The organism is Yersinia sp. IP36721 (genome assembly GCF_003634395.1).
Lineage (GTDB): Bacteria > Pseudomonadota > Gammaproteobacteria > Enterobacterales > Enterobacteriaceae > Yersinia > Yersinia entomophaga.
The window spans coordinates 38,540-54,668 of sequence record NZ_QCZL01000029.1 but is presented as its reverse complement, the minus strand read 5'-3'; the positions used below and the strand labels follow the sequence as shown (position 1 = coordinate 54,668).

Genomic DNA, 16,129 nt, shown 5'->3' with positions numbered 1-16,129 from the left:
TTAAAGAGCGTTCGTTACCCGTTCGCTTGCGGCGAATCTTACGGTAACGCGGGAGGCAGATAATACGCTTTCCCGCTACAGAGTCAACAACTTAATTCGTTAATTTTCTCTGTTCTCCCCGGCCACTCTGTGAAGTTGCTCACAGCGCCGTGTCGATGGATGCGCATTATAGGGAGCTGCTTCAGAATGGCAAGGGTTTATCGTAAAGTTTATTCCGTTTGCTGATTATTTGCGCTTTACGCTTATTTAACCCGCATTTTGATGGCTTTTGGTAGTTCTGCGAGGCTATTTAGCACCCAATCGGCCAGCGCTTCACCCGCTTCAGTTACGGGTTTACCGCTTCTCACCAGAACTTTAGTACCGACATTGGCAGCCAATGCGGCCTGCATGTCTTCAATTTTATCACCTACCATATAAGAAGCAGCCATATCGATGTTCAATTCTTGCTGTGCTTCTATTAACATGCCAGGTAACGGCTTGCGACATTCGCAGGTTTGACGAAACTCGTCGACACTTCCTTCCGGATGATGCGGACAGAAATAGATACCATCCAAATCCACACCGCGATCGGCCAGTGACCAATCCATCCATTCTGTCAGGCTGACAAACTGGGCTTCGGTAAACATGCCGCGGGCGATGCCAGATTGGTTAGTCACTAGCACTAAGGCAAAGCCCATTTCTTTTAATTCACGGCAAGCATCAATCACACCGTCAATAAACTGAAAGTTATCTATCTCGTGGACATAACCGTGGTCGATATTAAGAGTACCGTCACGATCTAAAAATATTGCGGGAACTGGCTGCGTCACTTATATGCTCCTGAGGACTGTAAACACCGCTAGTATTGCATGTTTCACCCATCATTGAGAATGAAGAGAAATAACCTTCCCAGTTGACTTGGACGTCTAGACGCCTTAACATCCGATCCATGCTTTGGTTTCACTAAAGTTTACTTTTTATCTAGCCACGGAAACTAACGATAAAATAAGAATAATATGATTAAACTCTCCAATATCAGCAAAGTGTTTCAGCAGGGATCGCGTGTTATTACCGCCCTCTCTGACGTGACTCTTCACGTCCCTGCCGGACAGATCTATGGCGTTATCGGCTCATCAGGCGCAGGCAAAAGCACCCTGATTCGCTGCGCCAATATGTTAGAGCGACCAACCAGCGGTCAGGTTCTGGTTGATGGTCAGGATCTGACTTCATTATCAGAACGCGAACTGACTCGCGCACGCCGTCAGATTGGCATGATTTTCCAGCATTTTAATTTGCTCTCCTCCCGTACCGTATTCGGTAATATTGCTCTGCCGCTTGAGTTGGATAACACGCCGCGCGCAGATATAAAGAAGAGAGTGCTCGAATTACTTGATTTGGTCGGTTTGGCTGATAAACAGGACGCCTATCCGGCTAACCTTTCCGGCGGACAAAAACAGCGCGTGGCTATTGCCCGAGCGCTTGCCAGCAATCCGAAAGTTTTATTGTGCGACGAAGCCACCAGCGCACTGGACCCAGCGACGACCCGTTCTATTCTGGAACTGCTGAAAGACATTAACCGTCGGCTGGGATTAACTATCTTGTTAATCACCCATGAAATGGACGTGGTAAAACGCATTTGCGATCAGGTTGCCGTTATTAGCGAAGGCAAGCTGATTGAGAAAGACAGCGTGAGCGAAGTGTTCTCCCATCCGAAAACGCCGCTGGCGCAGCAGTTTATTCATTCCACGCTGCATCTGGATATCCCAGAAGACTATGCCCTACGCATGAGCGCTGAACCTGCGTCTGACCGTGTGCCATTGCTGAAACTGGAATTTACCGGCAAATCCGTAGACGCTCCGCTGATTTCTCAGGCAGTACGTCGCTTTAACATCGATATCGGTATTCTGAGTTCACAAATGGATTATGCCGGCGGAGTTAAATTCGGCGTTATGTTGGCGGAATTGCACGGCGAAAGTGAAGATGGCCTGGCCGCAATCAAATTCCTGCAAGATCATCATGTAAAAGTAGAGGTTCTGGGTTATGTCTGAGGCAATGATGTGGTTAATGGGCCGGGGCATCTGGGAAACGATTGTGATGACCTTCGTTTCCGGCTTTTTCGGTTTTGTACTGGGCCTGCCAATTGGCGTGTTGCTGTATATCACACGTCCTGGGCAAATCAGCGCCAACAGTACCTTATATAAGACAGTCTCAGCGTTGGTGAATATTTTCCGCTCCATACCTTTCATTATTTTATTGGTTTGGATGATTCCATTCACTCGCATGATAGTAGGCACCTCTATCGGCCTACAGGCGGCAATCGTTCCTTTAACCGTAGGCGCTGCGCCATTTATCGCGCGTATGGTAGAAAACGCCCTACTGGAGATTCCATCTGGTTTAGTAGAAGCGGCTCGCGCCATGGGTGCCACGCCGTTCCAAATCATCAAAAAAGTATTATTACCAGAAGCTTTGCCCGGTTTAGTTAACGCGGCAACCATTACGCTGATTACTCTGGTCGGTTATTCCGCCATGGGTGGCGCAGTCGGTGCCGGTGGTTTAGGTCAAATCGGATACCAATATGGTTATATTGGGTATGACGCGACCGCAATGAATACCGTCTTAGTATTATTGGTTATTTTGGTCTATCTGATTCAGTTCTGTGGTGACCGGATCGTCAGAGCCGTGACTCACAAGTAATAATCAGCCTGCGATAGCGCTCACAGCGGCGCCTATTAAAATGAATGTCTATAGAGGAAAGGATATGTCTTTTAAATTAAAATCTATCGCGGCAGTCGGCGCGCTGATCGGAACCCTGCTTTTGGCCGGTTGTGGTCAGGAAGAAAAAGATACTAATCACATCAAAGTAGGTGTGATCGTTGGCGCTGAGCAGCAGGTTGCAGAAGTTGCGCAGAAAGTTGCGAAAGATAAATACGGTCTGGACGTTGAGTTAGTTGTATTCAACGATTATGTGTTGCCTAACGAAGCGTTGAGCAAAGGCGATATCGATCTGAATGCTTTTCAGCATAAACCTTATCTGGATCAGCAAATCATTGATCGCGGTTATAAATTGGTTTCCGTTGGTAATTCCTTCGTTTACCCCATTGCCGGTTACTCCAAGAAAATCAAATCACTGGACGAACTGCAACCGGGCTCCAGCGTCGCAGTACCTAACGATCCAACTAACCTAGGCCGTTCCCTGCTGCTGCTGGAAAAACAAAATCTGATCAAACTGAAGCCAGGCGTAGGCTTGCTGCCAACGAAGCTGGATATCATCGAAAACCCTAAAAACCTGAATCTGGTTGAGCTGGAAGCGCCCCAGTTACCGCGCGTTCTGGATGACCAGAAAATTGCGCTGGCGGTGATCAACACCACTTATGCCAGCCAGGTTGGTCTGACTCCGGCGAAAGACGGTCTGTTTGTCGAAGGCAAAGACTCACCTTACGTTAACCTGATCGTGGCGCGTGAAGACAATAAAGACGCGGAAAACGTGAAGAAATTCGTACAGGCCTACCAGTCTGAAGAAGTTTACGAAGCCGCGAATAAAGCCTTTAACGGCGGTGCTGTAAAAGGCTGGTAATTTTTCATTACTGATTTTAGTGAATATATCTTCAAGACGGGCTACGGCCCGTCTTGTTATTTGCATGATAGATTGCTTCAATAGCGCAACTTAAATATAAAAAGCAAAGGAATCTCTATGCGTGCGTTACCTCTCTGTTGGTTAGCTCTTTCGCTAACTGGATGTTCCATGCTGCAAACCGAATCATCCAATGGCGGGAAGATGTTGCCAAACCCACAGCCGACGGCCAAATCCACTCAAACTACGGCTCCGCGTTCTGCGCCGGTGAAACTGTATAAAACCGCCGAAGAGTTGGTCGGTAAACCTTTCCGTGATTTAGGGGAAGTTTCAGGTGAATCCTGCCAAACCAGCGCGCAAGACTCACCGCCGAATATTGCCACGGCGCGTAAGAGAATGCAGATTAAAGCCTCTTACCTGAAAGCAAACGCGGTATTGCTCCATGAATGTCAGATTATCAGCGGCGCGCCAGGTTGTTACCAGCAGGCGATTTGCCAAGGTTCTGCGTTGAACGTATCGTCAAAATGACCACGTTTTCCTTTGAGCAGATCGGCGTTATCCGGTCGCCCTATAAAGAAAAATTTGCAGTTCCTCGACAGCCGGGGCTGATTGAAGACGGCGGCGGTGAGCTACAATTACTGGCTCCTTATAATCAGCCAGAGGCAGTTCGCGGCCTGAATGATTTTAGCCACCTATGGATAATGTTTGTTTTCCATCAAACCATGGACGGCGGTTGGCGACCTACTGTGCGTCCTCCACGCCTTGGCGGCAATGCTCGTATGGGCGTATTTGCCACCCGATCGACTTTCCGTCCCAATCCCATCGGTATGTCGCTCATTGAGCTGAAAGCCGTGCGAGTGAAAGGTTCGGAAGTGGTGCTTGAGCTAGGGAGTCTGGATCTGGTCGACGGCACGCCGGTTATCGATATTAAACCCTACCTGCCCTTTGCAGAAAGCCAGCCGCTGGCTCGTGCCGGTTTTGCTCAATCAGCACCTGACGCCGATATGCCAGTAACATTTTCCGCTTATGCCCAACGGCAGTTAGCAGAAAATCAGGCGCGCTACCCGAATCTAGAGCGTTTTATTTCTCAGGTTCTGGCACAGGACCCTCGTCCGGCCTATCGGAAAAATGAAGTAGAAACGCGGGAATACGCAGTATTATTATTAGAGTTTAACGTTCGTTGGCGAGTTATTGGGCAGCAAACCGAAGTGTTATCCCTCGACCCACGCTAAATTTCGTGCTGTTCTCTTTTGACAACCGTTTCTCACTGGTAAACTAAGCTACTTTTACTGTTTTTGACTGCCTGACCAATCTCGGCAGCCTGTTGCAATTTGCAGTTCTAATGGAACCAAAACATCATGCGCACTAGCCAATATTTGCTCTCCACTCTAAAAGAGACGCCTGCCGACGCGGAAGTCATTAGCCATCAATTGATGCTGCGTGCCGGCATGGTTCGTAAACTGGCCTCAGGTCTTTATACCTGGCTGCCCACCGGTATCCGCGTTCTGAAAAAAGTTGAAAACATCGTTCGTGAAGAGATGAACAATGCGGGCGCTATTGAAGTTTCCATGCCGGTAGTTCAGCCCGCAGACCTGTGGCAGGAGAGCGGTCGTTGGGAGCAATACGGCCCTGAATTGCTGCGTTTTGTCGATCGCGGCGAACGTCCTTTTGTACTTGGCCCGACTCACGAAGAAGTGATTACCGATCTGGTTCGTGGCGAAATCAACTCTTATAAGCAGTTGCCGCTGAACTTCTTCCAGATTCAAACCAAGTTCCGGGACGAAGTACGTCCGCGCTTTGGCGTTATGCGCGCCCGCGAGTTTCTCATGAAAGATGCTTACTCTTTCCATACAACGCAGGAGTCTCTGCAAGAAACTTACGATGCCATGTATGCCGCATACAACCGAATCTTTGAACGTATGGGGCTGAACTTCCGCCCGGTTCTGGCTGATACCGGCTCTATCGGTGGCGACGCATCCCATGAGTTCCAGGTTCTGGCCGACAGCGGTGAAGACGATATCGTTTTCTCTACCGAATCAGACTACGCGGCGAATATCGAATTCGCGGAAGCCATGGCGCCAAACGAACCTCGCGCGGCCGCGTCGGAAGAATTGCGTGTTATTGATACGCCAAATGCGAAAACCATCGCTGAATTGGTAGACCAATTCCAGTTACCCATCGAAAAAACCGTCAAAACCCTGATGGTTCATGCCCATGAAGAAAGCGGCCATAAGCTGATTGCCCTGCTAGTACGTGGCGATCACGAGCTGAACGAAATCAAGGCGGAGAAACTACCGCAGGTTGCCAAACCGCTGACCTTCGCGAGCGAAGAAGAAATTCGCGCTATCGTAGGCGCAGGTCCTGGTTCTCTCGGCCCGGTGAACCTGCCAATGCCAGTGGTTATCGATCGCAGCGTTGCAGTTATGAGCGATTTCGGCGCTGGCGCAAACATTGATGGCAAACATTACTTCGGTATTAACTGGGAGCGCGATCTGCCGCTGCCGCAGATTGCTGATCTGCGTAACGTGGTTGAAGGCGATATCAGCCCAGACGGCAAAGGTACTTTGCAGATTAAACGCGGTATCGAAGTGGGTCATATCTTCCAGCTGGGCACCAAGTATTCCGAAGCAATGAAAGCGACGGTTCAGGGTGAAGATGGCCGCAATCAGGTCATGACCATGGGCTGTTACGGCATTGGGGTTTCCCGCGTAGTGGCGGCGGCGATTGAGCAAAATCATGATGACCGCGGGATTATCTGGCCAGACGCTATTGCGCCATTCCAGGTTGCTATTCTCCCTATGAATATGCACAAGTCTTTCCGCGTTAAAGAGCTGGCGGAAGAACTGTACGCCACTCTGCGCGCTAAAGGCATCGATGTCATTCTGGACGACCGTAAAGAACGTCCGGGCGTGATGTTTGCCGATATGGAACTGATTGGCGTGCCGCACAATATCGTTATTGGCGATCGCAACTTGGACAGCGAAGAAGTGGAATACAAAAACCGCCGTGCCAGTGAGAAGAAAATGATTAAAACCAGCGAAATCATTGAGTTCCTGCTGAGTGAAATCAAAGGCTAATCAGCCGAGAATGGATACCAAAAAGCCCTGTTTTTAACAGGGCTTTTTCTTTAGCTGAATCACTGAAAAACCAGTGAATAATCCGTCCGCTTACGATTATTTGCTATTACAGGTTTTACCCGCAGTGAACTTGATATTACCATCAGGAATCATGGACTTATCCCACTGTCCGTCTTCCATAGACGGTCGCATACCAAAATGTCCATTTAACGTCAGGAAAACCGGCTCGCCGGCGTTTTTCCGCGCATTCATATAACCGGTTTCCAACTCGACATTATTATCAACCGCGAAGCTATGGCCGGTAGCGCAGTCGGTAAACTGTGCCGCATCAGCCATATAAATATACATGCCGCGCAAAGGAATAGACGTCGTTGGCAAAGCTTCGCTGGCCGTTAACTGGTAGTTCAGAGAGGATTTAATCCGTTGTCCATTTTGATCCAACATTTCCAGATTCTTTCCTACCGGATGGAAATAGCGCTTCTCACCTTTAGCGCTGGTTAACACTAGCTTATCGGCGGTTCGCGCCCAGGTTCCCTGCTCTGAGAATGTCCTATCGCCATCTCTGGTATCGCGATAAGTTTCCTGCAATACGAAGGTGCCGTCAGCATCTAAAAATAAAGACGTATCCAGCCCACTGCAATCCGCGCAAGGCAATACGCCCTGATAACTTTGCAGCATCGGTTGTAAAGGTTGCTGTTTTGGCTGATAAAGGTTTTTACAGCCCAGCAGTGACAAAGCGCCAGCTGCTAATAACAAAGTAATACTGAGTTTTCTCACAGCTTATCTCCTACTGCGTACCAATCCTATGGACCCACACCCCTGCGGTATCAATCCTGATGTATTTTGCCGCGCAGCGCTTTAGTTGCACCTTTGCGGACTTTTCCTTCCACCCGCCGAATTTTAGAGCCTTTGGTCGGCTTGGTTGGTCGCCGGGTCTTCTCTACGACCATGGCTTGGCGAATCAGCGCCGCTAAACGGGCCAGAGCTGCCTCGCGATTCATATCCTGACTGCGGTATTCCTGAGCCTTGATAATCACCACCCCATCCGCCGTGACCAGATGATGATTCAGCGCCAACAGGCGCTGCTTGTAATACTCTGGCAGGCTAGAGGCCTTGATGTCAAAGCGCAAATGTATTGCCGTTGAGGATTTATTAACATGCTGGCCACCCGCGCCCTGAGCCCGGATCGCCGTTAGCTCTATCTCGCTGTCGGCCAGCGTCACGCTATTCGAAATATTTAACACACTTATTGCTCGCTGCCTTGCCATTCAGAAAAAGTGATTTCCAGATTATTCTGAGCATCAGAAAGCCAAATGGTTCCCTCTTGCAGGGTCGCCTGCAAATTCATGTTGCGAGCGGACATCGCAGCCAGTTTCGCCATTTGCTCATCATCCAGAAAACGTACCTGAAGATTTTCATGGCCGGAAAGTTTCTCTTTAACCTGCGGCCACCACACTTTCGCCGCGCGTTCCCCATAGGAATAAAGAACAACTTTTTTCGACTGATTGCAGGCTTTGCGCAAGCGCTTCTCGTCCGGCAGCCCTAACTCCACCCACAGCTCGATGCCGTTATGATCGTTACGCAGCCAGATTTCCGGCTCATCGTCCGCACTTAGGCCTTTGGTAAATAACAAACGCTCGTCCGCATGGCAAATCCACGCCAATAGCCGCAGCATCATGCGTTGATCGGTTTCGGATGGGTGCTGTGCCACCGTCAGGTTAGTATCCATAAAGACATTGCGATCCATATCGGCAATATTGACTGTGGCTTTGTGAATGGTTGCTTTTAGTGCCATGGGTGACCTCTTGATTTTCAGGAGGACAGTGTACTTGATCCCGCCTTTGCGCGCGCTGCTAACCCCACATAAACCGATTATTAATGGCTTTTAGTAAGCAAAGAAACCTTCCGCTGAACGCTGATATCTCTTCAACTCCTGTGCTATAGTCCTTATAAGTTCAGAGTTTATCTTCGTGGTTTTACAATGTGGTTTACCATTGAAAATCCACCGGGTTAAACTTTTCCGGGAGGATACCGTGCAACAATACTGTGAATTAGTACGTCGTTTTTATTCCGAGATTGGCAGTGGCGATCTTGGGTATGTGCCTGATGCGCTGGGCTGTGTATTGAAAGCATTGGACGAAGTTGCGGCAAATGACGCACTGCCGTCCTCCGTTAGGGAACAGGCGGCTTACGCCGCCGCTAACTTATTGGTGAGCGATTATGTCGATGAGTGAAGAGTATCAACCCATCAATTGCGATGATTACGATAATCTGGAACTCGCCTGCCAGCATCACCTGATACTGACGTTGAAGTTGAGAGGCGGTGAGATCGTAGAAGGTAAAGCCAGCGACCTGCTATTACGCAAGCATGTCGAATACCTGATTGTGGAAGAATCGGGGAAAATGCGCGAGTTACGGCTGGATCATATCGCCAGCTTCAGTCATCCAGAAATTGGAACTGTCGTGGTCAGTGCTTCGTAATCCTTTCGCCAAAAAAAACGGGCCGCTGAAAAGTGGCCCGTTTTGTTTTTAACCAAGGCGAAATATTAGGGTTTAAGGCTGGCATAGTAAGCCGCCAAATCAGACATATCCTCATCGGTCAAACCTGAAACATAGGCGCGCATCACCTCAGCCTGACCGCCAGAACGCCCGCCGGTTTTATACGCTTTTAGCGATTGCTCAAGATAGAGCGCATTTTGCCCTGCCAAATTCGGATACATCGGCACCGAAACCTTACCATTCATACCGTGACAGGCAATACAGGCGGCAGACTTCGCCTTACCGGCCTCAATATCATTTTTCGCCATTGCAGAAAAACTGCATAGGCTCAACGCCACTGCCAGACACACAACTGATTTCATCATTGATCCTCAAGACCGCTTTTATTATTCGTTATTTATTCTGTTATTCAGCTGACGCCACTGAACGCACCAGCAGGCTCCGCCTTCTTCGGCTACGCCCTCTGGCGTGATAAATACGCCGATGGCGGCTATCAATTGCTCACCAAAATACAATAGCGGAATACGTTCGCGCTCCCAAGGCGGAATGCCTAATTCCTGCCACAATTTTTTAGCGCGCCGCGAATGCCGACGCCCAACGATTCTGATGTTCCCCTGTAGGCCAAAACGGACGCTAACAGGTTCATTTTCAGCGGGCACTCGGATTTTCTGTCCCTTCTCATCAGCCAGTTCCAAACGTCCCAGCCCGGCGGGTAGCTCCAACGGCGATGGCACAGACCACGGTAAAACTGTCGTAGTGATGGCTTCCAACTGCGGTAATACATACAAATATTGCCGAAAACGCCGTACCTGATGAGGAGCTAACTCCAGCACCGGTTCTGCATCAGCCCGCGCCAACGCCACTTCATTCCAAATTCGCTGTAGCTGTTCTCTGGCGGGCATCGCCACGCCTTTCTCTGCCAGCCAACGACGCAGCAAGGCACCGCGTTTAGCTTCCGACATTAGCGCTAAACCGTTGATCGCTAAAGAACCATCCGGTTGCCGTAGTTGCGCCAAGGGTTCAGATAATAGCTCATCTAACAATTGTTCCTGCTCAGCGCACAACTCCGCACTACGCGCCACCGATCGGGAAAAATGCGGCCAACGTTCGGATAAAACCGGCAATACTTTCAGACGCAGAAAATTACGATCGAAGCGATCGTCCTGATTGCTATCATCTTCTATCCATGCCAACTGGCAATCTTCGGCGTAACGCTCTAATTGTTTGCGAGAAATAGCTAATAATGGGCGCAAAATCTGCCCCTCAGCAAATGGCATAGCCGCAGCCATCGAAGCTAAACCCGCAGGGCCGCTGCCGCGTTTTAACGCCAGTAAAAAGGTTTCACTTTGATCGTCGAGATGCTGAGCAGTAAGTAAGGTTTCTCCTTCTGCCAAGTGGCTGGAAAAGGCCTGATAACGCGCGGTTCGCGCGGCGGCTTCTATCCCACTGTGGCGCGTATCGAGCTGTACCCGAACAACTTCAAATGGCACATTCCAGCCCTGACACTGTGCCTGGCAATGTTCCACCCAGTTTTCCGCCAGTGGATTCAAACCATGATGTATATGAATAGCGCGCAGGGTTAGAGACGGCAACAGACTGGCGCGCAGCTGCACCAAAGCGTGGAGCAACACGCTGGAATCAAGTCCACCGCTGAACCCCACCAGAAAACTGGTTTGCCCACGCAGGTTATCGGCAATATATTCAACGAGTTGTTGTGGCTGATTCATCGATACATCACCGAGACGGCTTCAATTCATACAGTTCCAACGGCAGCCCGTCCGGATCCTGAAAGAAAGTGAAACGCGATTGTGTATAAGGATCGATTCGCAGCGTTTCACAAGCCACGCCCTTCTCAGCCAATTGCTTAACGCTCAAATCAATATCATCTACCTGAAACGCCAGGTGACGTAAGCCACAGGCTTCCGGGCGGCTTGGCCGCGCAGCCGGAGCCGGGAAGGAAAATAACTCAATGATATAATTATCGTTTAATGCAAAATCGGCTTTCCAGGAATCACGCTCTGCGCGATAAACCTCACTCAGCAAAGTGAATCCCAATACGTCGCAGTAGAAATCCTTGCTGACCTGATAATCTGAGCCGATCACCGCAATATGGTGAATCTGGCGAATGTCCAACATGGCTGGCTCCATCATTATTTTTCACCCGCTGGCCAACGGGTGATGGGTTATCAACTGGTTTTCAGCACCTTAACCATATATCGTCCATCGTCGGCCAGATGAGCGCCGTGAATATCGGTTTCAAAGCCGGGATAGTGCTCGCCGATAGCACACAGCATCAGCAGGAAATCCAACACCGCTCGGCTTTCTTCGGTAATCATTTCACCCGGCATCACCACGGGTACGCCCGGCGGATAAGGCAGAATCATATTGGCAACCACTTTGCCAATCAGATCACCCATTTCACATTCTTCTATATTACCGCGGATTTGCTGTTGGAACATATCGTAAGGCGTCAGTTTCATTTCCGGCAATACGCTAAAGGACTGATGCATTAGACGCGGCAAGTCATGGTGACGAATAAGTTGATGTATGCCGGCGGCGAGATCCTGAATTCGCATATGACGATAAAAATCAGGATCTTCCGCATACAAATCCGGCAGCATATTTTTGACACGTAAATTCAGATCATAGGCGCGCTTAAACTCCATCAGCCCACGTAATAAACTCATGGCTTTGGTTTTATCTATACCAATACTGAACAGGAACAATAAGTTATACGGCCCGGTTTTCTCAACTATAACGCCACGCTCATCGAGAAATTTTGCCACTAGAGCGGCAGGAATACCTTCCTCCGTCAACTGCCCATCACTGTTCATTCCCGGCATCAGAATCGTGACTTTAATCGGGTCCAGATACATATGATCAGCGTCTGCCTTAGCAAAGCCATGCCAGTTTTCGCCCGGCTCTAGCGGCCAGCACTGGATGTCTTCAATATCATCTGGCTGCCAGACGTCAAAGAACCAGTTATCGCTTTCGGCTCTCAAGCGCTTAACTTCTTTACGGAAATGCATCGCGCGCTCAATAGAGCGCTGAATCAGCCGTTTGCCCGGTTTACCTCGCATCATGGCGGCTGCCGTTTCCATTGAGGCCACGATACCGTAATGTGGGGAAGTGGTCGTGTGCATCATATAGGCTTCATTAAAGGTCGATTCGTTATAATCGCCTTTTATATGAATCATCGAAGCCTGAGAAAATGCGGCCAGTAATTTATGCGTCGATTGGGTTTCGTAAATAACTTTACCGGGAATCCTATCGCCGCTCATTCCACTCTTACCATCGTAGATCTGGTGAAATTGAGTGTAAGGCACCCAAGCAGAATCAAAATGTATCGAAGGAACGTCCAGAGTCTGTTTAATATAATCGGTGTTATACAACAGACCGTCATAGGTTGAGTTAGTAATAACCGCATGGACAGGCCAGGTAGCCCCCGCCGTTTGCGCGATCTTTTCGTTGATGCTTTCGCGAGTAAACTCTCTCTTCGGTATTCCGCCCAAAATACCGTAGGCATTACGCGCAGGCCGCAAATATAGCGGCGTGATATCGCTCATCATCAATAAATGCGTCAGTGACTTATGACAATTACGGTCGATCAATATGCTGCAACCGGCTGGGGCAGAATACATGCCGACGATTTTATTGGCGGTCGACGTACCGTTGGTCACCATATAACTTTTTTCGGCGTTGAAAGTACGCGCGATATACTCTTCGGCTTCTAAATGCGGGCCGCTATGATCCAGTAAAGACCCCAGTTCGGTCACCGAAATAGAAATATCGGCTTTTAAGGTATTGGCGCCAAAGAAATCATAAAATAGGCTCCCCACCGGGCTTTTCTGAAATGCCGTGCCCGCCATGTGCCCTGGGGTGCAAAACGTATATTTTCCCTCTTTAACATAGTGAAACAACGCTTTGGTCAGCGGCGGCGTGATGACATCAATATACTCGGCGGTATACTGCTCAATATGCTGAGCAATATCATCGGCTGCGTTAAGCGCATATTCGAAGAAATACAGTGCCATGCGCATTTCATTCAGGCTGACATCCAGCGATGAGGTCGTATTGATAAAAGCATAAATCGGCAGGTATTCATTTAACTCGTTGATCTCGGTACACAGCGCCATGCTGTGCTGATCCCAATCGAAAATGACGCCAATAATCCGAGCGTTATGTTCAATCAGCTTGAGTAGATCCTGCCCATCTTTCGGGTAAACCAGTTGAAAACCTTTAGCTTGCAGAGCGCTGTGAAGCTCACGAATTGGCTCATCCTTATAGTAACCCCCCATTGGGCTCATAATGGCGATGATATTCATTTGTATAGTCCTCACATTTTTATTTATCCCTATAACAACATGAAAACTCGCCGCTGTGTACCTAATTAGATAATAATGTTGGAAATTCTATATCAGACACCATGCCATATATTGACTGCATTCTGGACAAAATAATAAATTTAATCACCGAGTGAATTAATCGGGCGAGATCAAAGCCACAATTAAAACTAAAAAAGAGAACGATCAGACAATAATAATTATCAAAACAAGCCCAGCCAGCAAATTAAATAACATCAAGTAATAATCAAAATGTAACTTATTTTAAGGCTTTTAAATTTTTGATTTACACTTAACACTTCACCATCAAAATATAATATTTTATTTCACAGGTTATAAGGATGGTGTTATGCAGGGAAAGTTTCTTTCTCTATTAATCAATACACTGTTTATTATTGGACTTCTATTTTTTTATATATCCGCCAGCTATGCTATTTACCCCGTTAGCCTGGTATACCGCGCCGACACCCGGGACTTAGGGGAGATAAATGCAGCTAACGGAATGCGTCCTTGGGCAGGCCCACGCGTTGATTATGATCTTATACATCATTTTGATGGAGAATCTGTCGATGATTACACCAGTGCCTTTGTCTCTACCAGCGCTTCGTTTCGTCATAGCATCGAGCACGCAGCATCACTTGCCAGAGCCAATAGCGAAGAGCCTTTTGAGGAAGACTTTCGAATTTTTATCTATGCCATAAGGCCAGAGTCAAACTTCTATGAAGTCGAAGGTTCTATCGCACATGCCAGAGATACCAGCGCCGAACACTCACCACGACAAGCCGGATTATCAGCGCTATTGCATAATTATGGCGGAATGGAGGAATGGGTGGCGCTGGAAGGTATATCGGCGGAGCGGATCATTTCTTTTATCGAAATAACCGGAGAAATATTGCAGAATTATTATCAATCCGGTCAGCTATTTTCAAATGGCTTTTGGATAAATCGATGGCAGCCAAATTTAGGTTATAACTCAGCCAACGATGGTGATATCAGTAGCTCAGAATTTTATACCCATATTGGCAATCCGCGAGGTTATCGTGATGTAATACAAGGTGAAACACTGCCCCCATTAGCCGCCTCTTTTACTTGTATAACTCCCAACTCCAATTCCATGAAGAAAAGGCAGTTACAAAATAAAAGATGTAAAACCAGAAAAGGCAGACATTTTTATTTCGTCAACAGACTTATTGCGGCATTAGAGAATAACGTTGAATAAATAAACATATCTCAATGAGATATTAACCCACCATAATATAAATGATACACGGAGGTTATTTTGAATAAACCGATTATTTTTTCTCTGTTTGTTTCATTAACGCCTATTGCCTTTGCCGATGATACTCCTGGCTCCAGTTATGTCATCGATGGGACCGTCGCGGCCATTCGCGTATCGGATCAGGGGTGTCGGATTTCATTTAGTGAGAGAACCGAACCACGCGAAAATATGGTCTGGCATTTTAGTGACGTACCGATAATCTGTAATCTGGCTAAAACGGCTTATGTACTGCGGGAAAAGGTCAGAGTAAACGTGGAGATAAACCCGGATAAAAGTTACGTTAACACTATTTCTAGTATTATTCTTGGCGATACCAACTCAAAGTGGTTACCCAATAATCTCTGATTGAGCGGCTATTATTGCCCAATAAAAAACCCGGAGTCAAAGTGAGTCCGGGTTTTTGTCTGAAAGATTAAATCAGCAATAGCCGTAGTTCATCAACCGCTGGTAGCGGCGATTCAGCAGCTCATCGTTATTCAATACATCCAGATCGCTCAGATCGGCCAGCAATTGCGCTTTCAGTGAAGCGGCAATGGCCTGATAATCGCGATGTGCACCGCCTAAAGGTTCAGGAATCACGGAATCGATCATCTTGAGCTCTTTCAGGCGTGGCGCGGTAATACCCATAGCTTCGGCAGCTAACGGCGCTTTATCCGCACTTTTCCACAGAATTGACGCACAGCCTTCCGGCGAAATCACCGAGTAAGTGCTGTACTGCAACATATTCACTTTGTCGCCTACGCCAATCGCCAACGCGCCACCGGAGCCGCCTTCACCGATAACGGTACAGACGATAGGCACATTCAGACGAGACATTTCGCGCAGGTTACGGGCAATGGCCTCTGACTGGCCGCGTTCTTCGGCGCCAACGCCAGGGTAAGCCCCCGGAGTATCAATGAAAGTAATGATCGGCAGCTTGAAGCGCTCAGCCATTTCCATCAAACGCAGCGCTTTACGGTAGCCTTCTGGAGCAGGCATACCGAAGTTGCGACGAATTTTTTCTTTGGTTTCACGGCCTTTCTGATGACCAATGATCATCACCGGACGGCCTTCCAAACGGGCAATTCCGCCGACGATAGCTTTATCATCAGCATAGGCACGGTCACCTGCCAGCTCTTCGAAATCCGTAAAAATGTTAGCGATATAATCCAGGGTATAAGGACGTCGCGGATGGCGCGCTAATTGAGCGACCTGCCAAGCCCCGAGGTCCGAAAAAATCTTCCGCGTCAGCTCAACGCTTTTCTCACGCAGACGCTGGACCTCTTCATCCAGATTAATATCTAATTTTTCGTCTTGACGGCTGACTGCAGTCAGCGAGTCAATTTTCGCTTCCAGCTCTGCAATCGGCTGTTCAAAATCAAGAAAATTCAGACTCATAGCA

General features: G+C 48.3%; 19 protein-coding genes. 10 read left to right on the top strand and 9 right to left on the bottom strand.

All coding sequences use genetic code 11. The features are described 5' to 3' along the window. Positions 1-242: 242 nt before the first annotated feature. Positions 243-809: a D-glycero-beta-D-manno-heptose 1,7-bisphosphate 7-phosphatase gene (gene gmhB, locus DBA33_RS18030; RefSeq protein WP_064514741.1), complete on the bottom strand. Its 567-nt coding sequence runs from the start codon at positions 807-809 to the stop codon at positions 243-245. Between the two features lie 186 nt (positions 810-995). Here gmhB and metN point away from each other — a divergent pair, with 186 nt between their 5' ends. The 6 genes from metN (at position 996) to proS (ending at position 6,627) form a co-directional block, all read left to right on the top strand. Continuing rightward, positions 996-2,027, top strand: a complete 1,032-nt coding sequence (gene metN, locus DBA33_RS18025) for a methionine ABC transporter ATP-binding protein MetN (protein WP_064514742.1) — start codon at positions 996-998, stop codon at positions 2,025-2,027. Continuing rightward, positions 2,020-2,673: a methionine ABC transporter permease MetI gene (locus DBA33_RS18020; protein ID WP_064514744.1), complete on the top strand. Its 654-nt coding sequence runs from the start codon at positions 2,020-2,022 to the stop codon at positions 2,671-2,673. Before metN ends, DBA33_RS18020 begins: the two co-directional genes overlap by 8 nt. 64 nt (positions 2,674-2,737) lie before the next feature. Then, positions 2,738-3,553, top strand: coding sequence for a MetQ/NlpA family lipoprotein (locus DBA33_RS18015; protein ID WP_064514747.1), 816 nt, complete (start codon positions 2,738-2,740; stop codon positions 3,551-3,553). A gap of 117 nt (positions 3,554-3,670) precedes the next feature. Then, a complete protein-coding gene (gene rcsF / locus DBA33_RS18010; RefSeq protein WP_064514749.1) occupies positions 3,671-4,078 on the top strand; it encodes an Rcs stress response system protein RcsF in 408 nt (135 codons plus the stop codon). Next, entirely contained in the window at positions 4,075-4,782 is a 708-nt protein-coding gene (gene tsaA / locus DBA33_RS18005; protein WP_120806922.1) for a tRNA (N6-threonylcarbamoyladenosine(37)-N6)-methyltransferase TrmO, read from the top strand. Before rcsF ends, tsaA begins: the two co-directional genes overlap by 4 nt. A 126-nt stretch (positions 4,783-4,908) precedes the next feature. After that, entirely contained in the window at positions 4,909-6,627 is a 1,719-nt protein-coding gene (gene proS / locus DBA33_RS18000; RefSeq protein ID WP_064514753.1) for a proline--tRNA ligase, read from the top strand. A gap of 96 nt (positions 6,628-6,723) precedes the next feature. Here the strand turns inward: proS and nlpE are convergent, their stop codons facing one another. The 3 genes from nlpE to DBA33_RS17985 are packed head-to-tail and all read right to left on the bottom strand — an operon-like array spanning position 6,724 to position 8,422. Further along, positions 6,724-7,404, bottom strand: a complete 681-nt coding sequence (gene nlpE / locus DBA33_RS17995; RefSeq protein ID WP_120806921.1) for an envelope stress response activation lipoprotein NlpE — start codon at positions 7,402-7,404, stop codon at positions 6,724-6,726. A 50-nt stretch (positions 7,405-7,454) separates the two neighbouring features. Further along, positions 7,455-7,871, bottom strand: coding sequence for an alternative ribosome rescue aminoacyl-tRNA hydrolase ArfB (gene arfB, locus DBA33_RS17990; RefSeq protein ID WP_049599972.1), 417 nt, complete (start codon positions 7,869-7,871; stop codon positions 7,455-7,457). A 2-nt stretch (positions 7,872-7,873) separates the two neighbouring features. Then, complete coding sequence (locus DBA33_RS17985) at positions 7,874-8,422, bottom strand: YaeQ family protein (protein WP_064514757.1); 549 nt, start codon at positions 8,420-8,422, stop codon at positions 7,874-7,876. 238 nt (positions 8,423-8,660) lie between these two features. Between DBA33_RS17985 and DBA33_RS17980 the strand changes: the two genes are divergently transcribed. After that, positions 8,661-8,861: a YaeP family protein gene (locus tag DBA33_RS17980; protein WP_049599966.1), complete on the top strand. Its 201-nt coding sequence runs from the start codon at positions 8,661-8,663 to the stop codon at positions 8,859-8,861. Next, positions 8,848-9,108 (top strand): Rho-binding antiterminator, encoded by a 261-nt coding sequence (rof, locus tag DBA33_RS17975; protein WP_049599964.1) that lies wholly within the window; start codon positions 8,848-8,850, stop codon positions 9,106-9,108. The genes DBA33_RS17980 and rof overlap by 14 nt, the downstream gene beginning before the upstream one ends. A gap of 65 nt (positions 9,109-9,173) precedes the next feature. Here the strand turns inward: rof and DBA33_RS17970 are convergent, their stop codons facing one another. Genes DBA33_RS17970 through DBA33_RS17955 form a run of 4 tightly spaced genes read right to left on the bottom strand, consistent with a single transcriptional unit; the run spans position 9,174 to position 13,451 of the window. Next, on the bottom strand, positions 9,174-9,491 hold the full coding sequence (locus DBA33_RS17970; protein ID WP_084414307.1) for a cytochrome c: 318 nt from the start codon (positions 9,489-9,491) through the stop codon (positions 9,174-9,176). A gap of 21 nt (positions 9,492-9,512) precedes the next feature. Next, positions 9,513-10,853, bottom strand: coding sequence for a tRNA lysidine(34) synthetase TilS (tilS, locus tag DBA33_RS17965; protein ID WP_064514761.1), 1,341 nt, complete (start codon positions 10,851-10,853; stop codon positions 9,513-9,515). 7 nt (positions 10,854-10,860) lie between these two features. Continuing rightward, positions 10,861-11,262: a VOC family protein gene (locus DBA33_RS17960; RefSeq protein WP_120806920.1), complete on the bottom strand. Its 402-nt coding sequence runs from the start codon at positions 11,260-11,262 to the stop codon at positions 10,861-10,863. Between the two features lie 50 nt (positions 11,263-11,312). Further along, positions 11,313-13,451: a lysine decarboxylase LdcC gene (locus DBA33_RS17955; protein ID WP_064514765.1), complete on the bottom strand. Its 2,139-nt coding sequence runs from the start codon at positions 13,449-13,451 to the stop codon at positions 11,313-11,315. Between the two features lie 367 nt (positions 13,452-13,818). On the opposite strand from DBA33_RS17955, the gene DBA33_RS17950 reads away from it, so the two are divergent. Beyond that, positions 13,819-14,688 (top strand): hypothetical protein, encoded by an 870-nt coding sequence (locus DBA33_RS17950; protein ID WP_120806919.1) that lies wholly within the window; start codon positions 13,819-13,821, stop codon positions 14,686-14,688. Between the two features lie 60 nt (positions 14,689-14,748). Next, positions 14,749-15,093, top strand: a complete 345-nt coding sequence (locus DBA33_RS17945) for a hypothetical protein (RefSeq protein ID WP_064514768.1) — start codon at positions 14,749-14,751, stop codon at positions 15,091-15,093. A gap of 72 nt (positions 15,094-15,165) precedes the next feature. Here DBA33_RS17945 and accA read toward each other — a convergent pair whose 3' ends face one another. Next, positions 15,166-16,125 carry an acetyl-CoA carboxylase carboxyl transferase subunit alpha gene (gene accA, locus DBA33_RS17940; RefSeq protein WP_064514770.1) on the bottom strand — a complete coding sequence of 320 codons (960 nt, stop codon included), beginning with the start codon at positions 16,123-16,125 and terminating at the stop codon, positions 15,166-15,168. Between the last annotated feature and the right edge of the window lie 4 nt (positions 16,126-16,129).